Here is a 9405-nt window from a genome sequence, read left to right as displayed (position 1 = left end):
ACGCCGCTACGGCTTCGACCAGGAGGCCGGACGCATCGCCGAAGGGATCATCGACGCCGCGGAACACTTCGACGGGCGGCTGCCCGAGGCGTTCGCCGGCTACGAGCGGACGCTGACCAGATATCCCGTGCTGTATCCCACGGCGTGCAGCCCGCAGGCCTGGTCCACCGGGACCCCCTTGCTGCTGCTGCGAACCATGCTCGGCATGGAGCCACACGGCGAGCACCTGGTGACCAGGCCGGCAGTGCCCCCGCACATGGGCCGGATCGAACTGCTCAACATTCCCGGGCGGTGGGGCCGGGCGGGCGCCCTCGGACGCGCCCACCCCGAGCAACGCTGACCGCGGCAGGGCCCCCAAGCCGATCCCGGCCTCTGCTGGGCCCGGACGGCCTGGTGGTGGAGCGGGTCGAAGCGTGTGCGTCAAGCGATGATCGGCGGCAATTGCCCACGGGGCACGCCGGCCGGACCGCTCAGCTCCGCCAGGAGGGCGCCCACCGCGGGCCGTTGCGGCGCGCCGCCGAGGGCGCGGGTGACCGCGAAGATGCGTCGCTCGGTAACCGGCTCGGCCAGTGCCTGCACGTGCACGCCGGGTGGTACGTGGCGCAGCGCCAGCTCCGGCACCAGCGCGGCGCCCAGGCCGGCCGCGACGAGGTCCAGGGTGAGCGCGAAGTCGACGGAACGGTGCCGGATGTCCGGCTCAAAGCCGGCGAGCCGGCAAGCGTGCAATGTGGACCGCAGGCACGGCGTGTGCTCGGCGCTGGCGATCCATGGCACGTCGCGCAGCTCGCTGAGCCGGCCGGTGCGACGGCGCCACCCGACCGGGGTGACCAGGTGCATCGGGTCGGTGGTGACCGGGTGCCGGTCCAGGTCGTCGACCAACGGCGCGGGCACGTGGTCGTACTCCTGCAGCACCACCACGTCGAGGGTGCCGGAGCGCAGGTCGAGGCGGCTCTGCTGGTCTTCGGCCTCGATCACCCGCACGTCCAGCTCCGGGTGCTTCGCCCGCGCGCGGGCGGCGGCGGGGGCCACCAGCGCGCCGGCCGCGGACGCGAACGCGCCGACGCGCACCGTGCCGCTGACCCTGTGATGGAGCGCGGCGAGCCCGGCCACCGCCTGCTCCACCGCGCCCAGCACGTCCTTCGCGTGGCTGGCCAGCACCTGGCCGGCCGGCGTGAGCACGATTCCGCGCCCGGCGCGCTCGACCAGCTCGTGCCCGGCCTCTCGGGACAGCTGGACGAGCTGCTGGGATACCGCCGACGGGGTCACGTGCAGCGCCGCGGCGGCGGCTGTGACGCTGCCGCGCAGCGCGACCTCGTGCAGCACGCGGAGCCGGCGTACGTCAAGATCCATGTAGCTACGCTACAACAGCGATGAAGAACATTGAACTGGTCCTTAAGTGTTCGCTCGGGCAGCCTAGCCGGCATGAAAGCATCGCACCGACTTCTCGCCGTGGTCGTCGCCGCCGTTTGGGGCGTCAACTTCGTCGCCATCGAGCTCGGCCTGCGCGACCTGCCGCCGCTCGTGCTGACCGCGCTGCGCTTCGTCGCTGCGGCGGTGCCGCTGGTCTTCCTCCTACCGCGCCCCAGCGCCCGGCTCCGCTACGTGGTCGCCTACGGGCTGGTGCTCGGCGTCCTGAAGTTCGGCGCCCTCTTCACCGCGCTCGCGGCTGGCATGTCGGCCGGTCTGGCCTCGCTGGTGCTGCAGGCGCAGGCGCTGATGTCGGTGCTGCTGGCGGCGGCGGTGCTGGGCGAGCGGCCGGCGCGGGCGCAGGTGGCCGGCGTACTGGTCGGATCGGTCGGGATCGGCGTGCTGGCGATCGGCAGCGGCGGCTACGCCACCGTGATCAGCTTCATGCTGACGCTGTTCGCAGCGGCCAGCTGGGCGGCGGCAAACCTGATCATGCGGGCCAGCGGCGAGAAGCGACCGCTCTCGCTACTGGTTTGGTCGAGCCTGGTGCCGCCGTTGCCGCTGCTCGGCCTGGCCGGCGCCGTCGACGGCGGACAGGCGGTGCTGGATGCGATCACCGGCCTGTCGTGGCGCGGGCTGCTCGCCGTGGCCTACGTCGCGTACGTATCGACCCTCGTCGGCTTCGGGATCTGGAACCGGCTGATCGCCCGGTACTCGATCGCGCGGGTGGCGCCGTTCAGCCTTCTGGTGCCGGTCTTCGGGCTCAGCGCGGCGTGGCTGCTGCTCGACGAGCCCGTCGGCCCGACGGAGCTGGCCGCAGCCGCCATCGTCCTCGCCGGGCTGGCGCTGGTGGTCCGGCGTTCCACAGCGGACGGCAACAACGCCACGGCCGCGAGTGAGGGTGGCGAGCCCGAGTACGCCCGGGCCGTGGCTGGCTAATCCGTGTTTTCAGGAGTGGAGAGCAGGGATGTTCCTGGTACGCCGCTCCTGAAGCTGACTGCTCGTCACGTCCCGCCTGCCTACCGGACCGCCCACCCCCGCCGCCGCGCCCTCCCGCCACGGGCGGCGGAGGGTGAGCGGGACGGAACCGCCATGGAGGAATCCGCCTTCCTCACCCGGTTCGCACAAAGTGTCACCGTCGTCCACCGCCGCAAGATCCAGGTGGCGTGGAACAGCGTCGTCGAGGAGATCCCCGGCCACGACGACGCCGTCCTCGAACCGGTCCCGTGACGGCCGTTCAACCGGGTTTGGCGCGGATCAGGTGTGGGGTAGATGCCACCGCGTCAGCAACGGCGACGGCTCACGGAGCTGAGGGAGAAGGCAGGTCAGTCAGTGGTGAACTCGCAGCCCAGGCCGACCATGTCGAGGACGGCGACCGTAATCCGGGACGGCCTGCGCAGCACCATGGTGCGCCCGCATGCGACGACCCGCCGGCGTGCCGTCAACAGCGCCGTGACCCCGGCGGCACAGAAGAAGCTGACCCCGCTCAGGTCGAGCACCAGCACGGGGGGCGGCTGGCTCGCCATCAGGCTGTCGACAACATCCACCAGCTGGCCGACGGTGTCCATGTCGAGCGGCCCGGTGACCCCGACCACGATCGCCGAGCCGTCCCGGACGACCGCGAGGGACAGCATTGGCTCTCGGGTGGTGGCGTCCGGAGGCTGGAAGCAAGGTGCGTAATGCACGGACATGAACCGCTCCTCGGTGAGGAGATCAGGGGACCGGGTCTGCGCCGGTGCCCGCCGTCAGCGGGCGGCGCTGGTCCTGGGCTCATGTCCGAACCCACCCCGACCCTAACCGGCTCCCGCCCGATCCGCACCTGCCCGTCCCGGGCAACCGGTCGCGAATTCCCCGTTCAGGAGGTAACGGTGGTGTCCCCCGCTGCTGATTTCCCTCTGGCCTCGGCGTACAGCCAATTGCTGGCCCTGCTCGCCGATTCGCTCCACGTCGACGTGTTCCTCGACCACGTCGTCAAGGTCGCGGCGGAGGGCATCACCCCCGCCGTGGCCTGCGGGCTGACCATGCGCCGGGACGGCGGTGCCTTCACCGTCGCCAGCAGCGACGACCTCGCCGCCAGGGCCGACGAGATCCAGTACGGGGCCGACCAGGGACCGTGCCTCGAGGCCCTGCGCCGGGAACGGGTCGTCGAGGTCGTCGACCTGCACGAGGACCGACGCTGGCCGAGGTATCGGGAACACGCGCTCCGGCTGGGCATCGTCAGCTCCCTGTCGCTGCCGATGACGATCGATCGCGAGACCCTCGGCGCGTTGAACCTCTACGCCACCCAGCCCGCCGCCTTCACCCAAACGGCACGCCGGCACGCCTTGGCGTTCACCGACCAGGCGACAGCGGCACTGACCGTCATCCTGCGCCAAGCCGACCAGTCACTGCTGCACCAGCAGCTCACCGATGCGATGGCCTCCCGCAGCATCATCGACCAGGCCCTCGGGGTGCTGATGGGCCAACAGCGGTGCACCGCCCGGGAGGCGTTCGCCCTGCTCCGCCAGGCATCCCAGCACCGCAACCGCAAGCTGCGCGACGTCGCTGCACAGATCATTAGGCAGATCAGCGGCGAGGATCCCCCACCGGCCCCCGAATTCGCGGCACCGCGCCCGCCGTCATGATCAGGTAGTGAGTTCGGCTGCCCGTGCTCGTCGGTTGGCACCCGGCCGGCGGGCGCGGTCACCGCTACACGGGCGGTGCGGACGCAACCTGGCCGGTCGATCACCAGCAGCGCGTCGACGGCTTCCTCACCGCCCTACCCGACGTTCCCGCGCTGCGGTACACCACGCTGGCGTGGGCCTTGGGCCTGGTCATCGGCGCCCGAACTAAGGTCTAATCTGGACGGCGTGCCCACGCCTCAATTGATCCGAATCGGTACCCGCTCGTCCCCGATGGCGCTGGCCCAGGTCGAACGGGTCCGGGGCGAGTTGGCCCGGCGCCTGCCCGACCTGCGCACCGAGGTCGTGCCGATCACCACCAGCGGTGACCGGTGGACCGGGGACTTGGCCGCGCTGGGTGGCAAAGGCGCGTTCACCCGCGAGGTCGACCAGGCCCTACTGGCCGGCGACTGCGACCTGGCCGTGCACTGTATGAAAGACGTCCCCGGTGACCGGCCGGTGCCGGCCGGGACGACGTTCGTCGCGTACCTGACCCGCGACGACATCCACGACGCTCTGATCCACCCCGGCGGGCTCACCCTCGACCAACTGCCCGCCGGTACCCGCCTCGGCACCTCCTCGGTGCGGCGCATCGCCCAACTCGCCCGCCACCACCCGCACCTGCGCCCCGTGCCCATCCGCGGCAACGCCAACAGCAGACTGGCCAAACTCGACGCCGGCGACGCAGACGCGCTGCTGCTGGCCGTGTCCGGTCTGCACCGCATCGGCCAGACCGACCGCATCACCCAGGTCCTCGACCTGGAGGTGATGTGCCCACCGATCGGGGCCGGGATCCTGGGATTGCAGTGCCGCACCGACGACGCCGACACCATAGCGGCGGTCACCGACCTCGGCGACCCGCGCACCTGGCGGGAAACCAGCGCCGAGCGGATGCTCCTGCACGTCCTGCAAGGCCACTGCAACAGCCCCATCGCCGGCTACGCCACCACCGAACCCGACGGGCGGCTCTCCCTGCGCGCCCAGGTGTTCACCCCCGACGGCAAGACCGTCCTCGACGCTCACGAATGGGACGACGACCCCACCATTCTGGGCACCTCCGTCGCCCTGGCGCTACTCAAACAAGGCGCCCGGGAACTCATCGCCGCCATCGCCTACTAGGGGCTGTAATCCTGGCCGGCGGCTTCCGCGACAAGCAAGGCCAGCCGCTCGCCAAGTGACGGCCGCCCGATCGACAATGTGGCCGGGATCGCTGCTCCCGACCCCTCGCCCGTCGGACTGACGTCGGCGAAAAATTCCTCCCGCCGCCCTCCCGGCGTTCACGCCGCCGCCACTAGCATCGCTGACCATGAATACACAGAGCATCACCCGCTCGCGATCCGGGCGGCTGATCACGGCGTTCGCGCTCGCCGTCACCCTGGTGACCGGCGCGGTGGTGGCAAGCACCTCCGCGTCAGCCGCGGCCGCGCTCACCGTCGCCCAGGCGCTGTCCGCCCAGGACGGCCGCACTGCCACCGTCACCGGCTACATCATCGGTCAACCGACGGCGACGAACACGGTGATCACCTCCGGCTACACCGCCGACACCGCGATCGCCATCGCCGACACCGCCGGCGAGACCAGTACGGGCAGGATGCTCTACGTCCAGGTCACGGCGCCGTACCGGAGCGCGTTCGGGCTGCTCACCAACCCGGGTCTGCGAGGCGCCCTGGTCACCGCGACCGGCACGCTGACCGCATACTTCAGCCACGGCGGGCTGAAGGACCCGACCGCGATGACCCTCGGCGGCACCACCCCCAGCCCAACGCCGACCGCCTCACCCACCCCGACCGGCGGCCCCTACGACTCGACCTACTACGCGAGCGCGATCGGCAAAACCGGCTCGTCCCTGCGCGGCGCCCTGCACTCGATCATCAAGGTGCAGACGAAGCTCACCTACGACCAGGTATGGGAGGCGCTGAAGGACACCGACCAGGACCCGGCGAACCCCAACAACGTGATCCTGCTCTACAGCGGCCGCTCGCAGAGCAAGGCCACCAACGGCGGCGCCGTCGACGACTGGAACCGCGAACACGTCTGGGCCAAGTCGCACGGCGACTTCGGCACCGCCACCGGCCCAGGCACGGACGTGCACCACCTGCGCCCCGAGGACGTCACGGTCAACTCGGCGCGTGGCAGCAAGGACTTCGACAACGGCGGCAGCGCCGTCGCCCAGTGCCCCGGCTGCTACACCGACGCCGACTCATTCGAGCCGCGCAACGCGGTCAAGGGCGACGTCGCCCGCATGATCATGTACATGGCCATTCGGTACGAGGGCGACGACGGCTGGCCGAACCTGGAGATGAACAACTCCGTCGCCAACGGCACCACCCCGTACCTGGGCCGACTGTCGGTGCTGCTCGCCTGGCACCAGCTCGACCCGCCCGATGCCTTTGAGAAGCGCCGCAACCAGGTCATCTACGACCAGTGGCAGGGCAACCGCAACCCCTTCATCGACCACCCGGAGTGGGCCACCGCCATCTGGGGCTGACGCCTTCGCCGGGCCGTCCGGTACGTCGCAGATCACCCCGTCGGGGCCGTGGACCCGGCGGGTGCGGGTACGACAACCGGATGGCCCGGCTCTCCAGCGGTACCCGAGTGCGATTCCATGGCGAATGACAGCCGCCGACTACTCGTGCTTGTTCGCGCACGCGCTTGCGCCGCCCGTTGTCCCGTCGCGGGATCGTCAATCGGTCCGGGTGCGGAGGCTCCGCGCCAGGGTGGGGATCATCACCGTCGCAGGGACGAGGTGTAGCCCGAGGAGGGCGGTGGTGGTGGCGCTGTTTGCCCCGGAGAGGAGGGGCAGGACCAACGAGATCGCGGTCAGCGACACTGTCGTCCACACGAATCGCTCGGCGGGGCGAGCGCTCCAACGAAGAAGGGCAACGGCAATGACGATGCCCACGACCGAGAAGAAGCCGGTCACCACGGCGAACCCGGGCAACGGGATCGTCTCGCCACCATCGGGGACCTCGAAGTCGACGCCAACGGCCTGGGCAAGCGCAGCGGCGAGGGTGGTGGACGCCATCGCTGCGAGCGTGGCGATGAAGCCGGTGACGGCGAGCCCGCGGAGTCGGTGGGTGTGGCTGGTCTGGCCCGATGCCGGGCCTGCGACGACCCCGCTGTCATTCATGCTGTTCATGTCGTTCCTCCATCGTTCGGTAACTGGCGTACGGGGTGTGTTGACTGGCATGTGACGGTCCTGGCCCTGGGGTGACGATGCGCACCGTCGCCGTGCGGCGGCCGGGGTTCCGCAGGGCGCGGACGCCGGTGCCGCGCAGCCAGAACCCGGCGTCGCGTCCGAGGACCGGCCCGGGCTCGCCGTCGCGCAGCTCCAGCTGCACCCGCCCGCGGGTGACGACGCCGAATGCGTCGCGCCACTGCGCCGCGACCACGGGGACACGCGCGCCGCCGCGCAGCGTGAGCGTCCGCACCGGGACTACTCCGTGCCGTCCGCCGGCAGGCGCTCCGGCAGCCCGAGCCGCGGGAACTGGTCGGCGTGGAAGATGATGATCTCGGTGATCGCCCCGCCGGTGACGCGCAGGACGTCGATCGTCAGCGGCAGGTACGCGCCCTCCCGCTTCCGCCAGTGGTAGAAGGCGACGGCGGGCTGCCGGTTCACGGAGGTGGGGACGGCACGCAGACCCGTCATGCCCTCGAAGCCGTCGTCGACCCAGTTGTTCACCACCGTGTCGCGGCCGGCGTACAGGCCCGGCGTGGGCGGCATCGAGCAGCGGACGTCGTCGCGCAGCAGCGCGGCGAGCCGGTCGATGTCCGTGGCCACGCTGGCGTCGGTGAAGCGGCGTACCAGCTCGCGGGTCCCGGCGTCCTCCTCGCCGCCGGTCCAGTCCTGCCGCTCGGCGGGCAGGTGCTCCCGCATGCCGGCGCGGGCCCGCTGCAGCGCGCTGTTCACGGAGTTGACGGAGTCCCCGAGGAGCTCCGCGACGTCCTTCGCCGGCCAGCCGAGCACGTCCCGCAGAATCAGCACGGCCCGCGGGCGCGGCGCGAGGTGCTGGACTGCGACCAGGTACGCCAGCTCGATCGTCTCCCGCGCGACGGCGACGCTCTCCGGCTCGTCCGCGTCGCCCGCGGGCAGCTCGTCGAGCAGCCGGTCCGGGTAGGGCTGCAGCCACAGCACCTCGCCGCCGGTCGCAGGCTCCGGGCGGCACTTGGCGAGCAGGTCCAGGCAGGCGTTGGTGGCGATCCGGTACAGCCAGGCCCGGAACGTCGACCGCCCCTCGAAGGTCTCCCGCCGCCGCCAGGCACGCAGGAACGTCTCCTGCACGGTGTCCTCGGCGTCCTCGAACGATCCGAGCATCCGGTAGCAGTGCACGTGCAGCTCCCGCCGGTGCCGCTCCGCCAGCCCCGAGAACGCCGGCTCGTCGACCTCGCCCAGACCGCTCCCGCCCAGCCCGCTCTCGCCCAGCTCCTCCAGCCGCGTGTCCGCACTCATCACGTCATCCTTCCGCCTCGTCGTGCCCCGCCGTAGGTGTGACGGATACGGGCGCGACAACTCATCACTAGGTCAGTCGGCAGGCTGATCCAGTGAGCGCTTCTCATCCTTGATAGGTCGGGTTCTCGACGTGATGGAGAACGAGGATGGGCGCAGCGTCTGACCGGCCTCGTCCTCGAGGCAGATCCACGCATCGCGCTGAGCCGCTACCGTGTTCCACCCCGACCAGCGCGTCGTGGGCCAACCCGATCGAGGCCCAGTTCGGGCCACTACGCACCTTCACAATGGCCCGCTCGAACCACCCAAACCACACCTTGCTGGCCCGCGAGCTGCAGAAATACCTGGGCTGGCGCAACAGGCCGCTCGGTGTGACTCGTCCGTTGCGAGTGGCTCTTCGGTCTGCTGAGACACCTGCCGAGCTGCTTGTTCTCTCGGCCACCCCGAGATCGCGGTCCGGCTTCCGCCGGAGCTTACGTTGAGTCGGCTCATGGATGCGGCTTCGCATCTGGCGGCGCTGCGGCGCCATCCCTACGTTTCGCCTGATCATGTTGTGTTGGCCGGCGCCCGCGAGGTAGGCGATAGCCGAACGGTGGACAGCCTTGCCAAGCACCTGGCTGGCATCCCGGTATCAGCCAAACGCTGGTGGCGCCCTCTCGGCAGGCGGTCAGCCCTTCGGCCACGTGGCCAACGCTTGCGCGATGAGCAGCAACGTGCCGCGTGTGAGCGGGAAGGGCAGCAACCCGGCGACTGTTAGTGCTGCTTGCCCGGCGTGGTCATCGAGCCGTGGCGGCTGCTGGGCTCCCCGCTCCGAGGCGGGGTGGCCGCAGGACCAGGGAGCAGCCGCCGGGCGGGGTGGGGGCCGGCCCGCGGCCGGGCCCGGACGGGCCG

10 protein-coding genes and 3 pseudogenes are annotated in these 9405 nt (G+C 70.9%); 8 read left to right on the top strand and 5 right to left on the bottom strand.

Going from position 1 to position 9405, the window contains the following annotated elements:
- Nucleotides 1–340, top strand: a pseudogene (locus ONA70_RS31595) (glycogen debranching N-terminal domain-containing protein); the annotation flags it as partial.
- Between the two features lie 80 nt (nucleotides 341–420).
- Here ONA70_RS31595 and ONA70_RS31590 read toward each other — a convergent pair.
- Complete coding sequence (locus ONA70_RS31590) at nucleotides 421–1350, bottom strand: LysR family transcriptional regulator (RefSeq protein WP_265010148.1); 930 nt, start codon at nucleotides 1348–1350, stop codon at nucleotides 421–423.
- Nucleotides 1351–1422: 72 nt separating this feature from the next.
- Between ONA70_RS31590 and ONA70_RS31585 the strand changes: the two genes are divergently transcribed.
- Together ONA70_RS31585 and ONA70_RS31580 are read left to right on the top strand one after the other, a co-directional pair.
- Nucleotides 1423–2346 carry an EamA family transporter gene (locus ONA70_RS31585; protein WP_265010147.1) on the top strand — a complete coding sequence of 308 codons (924 nt, stop codon included), beginning with the start codon at nucleotides 1423–1425 and terminating at the stop codon, nucleotides 2344–2346.
- Nucleotides 2347–2493: 147 nt separating this feature from the next.
- A pseudogene (locus ONA70_RS31580) lies at nucleotides 2494–2619 on the top strand (thioredoxin-disulfide reductase); the annotation flags it as partial.
- Between the two features lie 113 nt (nucleotides 2620–2732).
- Here the strand turns inward: ONA70_RS31580 and ONA70_RS31575 are convergent.
- Nucleotides 2733–3098 carry an STAS domain-containing protein gene (locus ONA70_RS31575; protein WP_265010145.1) on the bottom strand — a complete coding sequence of 122 codons (366 nt, stop codon included), beginning with the start codon at nucleotides 3096–3098 and terminating at the stop codon, nucleotides 2733–2735.
- A 177-nt stretch (nucleotides 3099–3275) separates the two neighbouring features.
- Here ONA70_RS31575 and ONA70_RS31570 point away from each other — a divergent pair, with 177 nt between their 5' ends.
- From ONA70_RS31570 to ONA70_RS31555, 4 genes are all read left to right on the top strand, one after another.
- Entirely contained in the window at nucleotides 3276–4031 is a 756-nt protein-coding gene (locus ONA70_RS31570; protein WP_265010144.1) for a GAF and ANTAR domain-containing protein, read from the top strand.
- 23 nt (nucleotides 4032–4054) lie between these two features.
- Nucleotides 4055–4246 carry a hypothetical protein gene (locus ONA70_RS31565; protein WP_265010143.1) on the top strand — a complete coding sequence of 64 codons (192 nt, stop codon included), beginning with the start codon at nucleotides 4055–4057 and terminating at the stop codon, nucleotides 4244–4246.
- A 10-nt stretch (nucleotides 4247–4256) separates the two neighbouring features.
- Nucleotides 4257–5186, top strand: coding sequence for a hydroxymethylbilane synthase (gene hemC / locus ONA70_RS31560; protein WP_265010142.1), 930 nt, complete (start codon nucleotides 4257–4259; stop codon nucleotides 5184–5186).
- A 187-nt stretch (nucleotides 5187–5373) separates the two neighbouring features.
- Nucleotides 5374–6555, top strand: a complete 1182-nt coding sequence (locus ONA70_RS31555; protein WP_265010141.1) for an endonuclease — start codon at nucleotides 5374–5376, stop codon at nucleotides 6553–6555.
- A gap of 195 nt (nucleotides 6556–6750) precedes the next feature.
- On the opposite strand, the gene ONA70_RS31550 is transcribed toward ONA70_RS31555, so the two are convergent.
- Genes ONA70_RS31550 through ONA70_RS31540 form a run of 3 tightly spaced genes read right to left on the bottom strand, consistent with a single transcriptional unit; the run spans nucleotide 6751 to nucleotide 8517 of the window.
- Nucleotides 6751–7206: a DUF6069 family protein gene (locus ONA70_RS31550; protein WP_265010140.1), complete on the bottom strand. Its 456-nt coding sequence runs from the start codon at nucleotides 7204–7206 to the stop codon at nucleotides 6751–6753.
- A complete protein-coding gene (locus ONA70_RS31545) occupies nucleotides 7190–7498 on the bottom strand; it encodes a hypothetical protein (protein ID WP_265010139.1) in 309 nt (102 codons plus the stop codon). The genes ONA70_RS31550 and ONA70_RS31545 overlap by 17 nt, the downstream gene beginning before the upstream one ends.
- A 5-nt stretch (nucleotides 7499–7503) precedes the next feature.
- Nucleotides 7504–8517, bottom strand: coding sequence for an RNA polymerase subunit sigma-70 (locus ONA70_RS31540; RefSeq protein WP_265010138.1), 1014 nt, complete (start codon nucleotides 8515–8517; stop codon nucleotides 7504–7506).
- Nucleotides 8518–8729: 212 nt separating this feature from the next.
- Between ONA70_RS31540 and ONA70_RS36760 the strand changes: the two are divergent.
- Nucleotides 8730–8873: pseudogene (locus ONA70_RS36760) on the top strand (IS630 family transposase); the annotation flags it as partial.
- Nucleotides 8874–9405 lie beyond the last annotated feature (532 nt).

Origin of the sequence: Micromonospora yasonensis (assembly GCF_026013475.1) — a bacterium.
GTDB lineage: Bacteria > Actinomycetota > Actinomycetes > Mycobacteriales > Micromonosporaceae > Micromonospora > Micromonospora yasonensis.
This window is presented reverse-complemented; position numbering and strand designations above follow the sequence as displayed.

Excerpts from the sequence above, each read along its gene's own strand:
- ONA70_RS31555 (WP_265010141.1), top strand. The coding sequence starts at position 5,374 with ATGAATACACAGAGCATCACCCGCTCGCGATCCGGGCGGCTGATCACG.
- ONA70_RS31550 (WP_265010140.1), bottom strand. The coding sequence starts at position 7,206 with ATGAACAGCATGAATGACAGCGGGGTCGTCGCAGGCCCGGCATCGGGC.
- ONA70_RS31590 (WP_265010148.1), bottom strand. The coding sequence starts at position 1,350 with ATGGATCTTGACGTACGCCGGCTCCGCGTGCTGCACGAGGTCGCGCTG.
- ONA70_RS31585 (WP_265010147.1), top strand. The coding sequence starts at position 1,423 with ATGAAAGCATCGCACCGACTTCTCGCCGTGGTCGTCGCCGCCGTTTGG.
- ONA70_RS31540 (WP_265010138.1), bottom strand. The coding sequence starts at position 8,517 with ATGAGTGCGGACACGCGGCTGGAGGAGCTGGGCGAGAGCGGGCTGGGC.
- ONA70_RS31575 (WP_265010145.1), bottom strand. The coding sequence starts at position 3,098 with ATGTCCGTGCATTACGCACCTTGCTTCCAGCCTCCGGACGCCACCACC.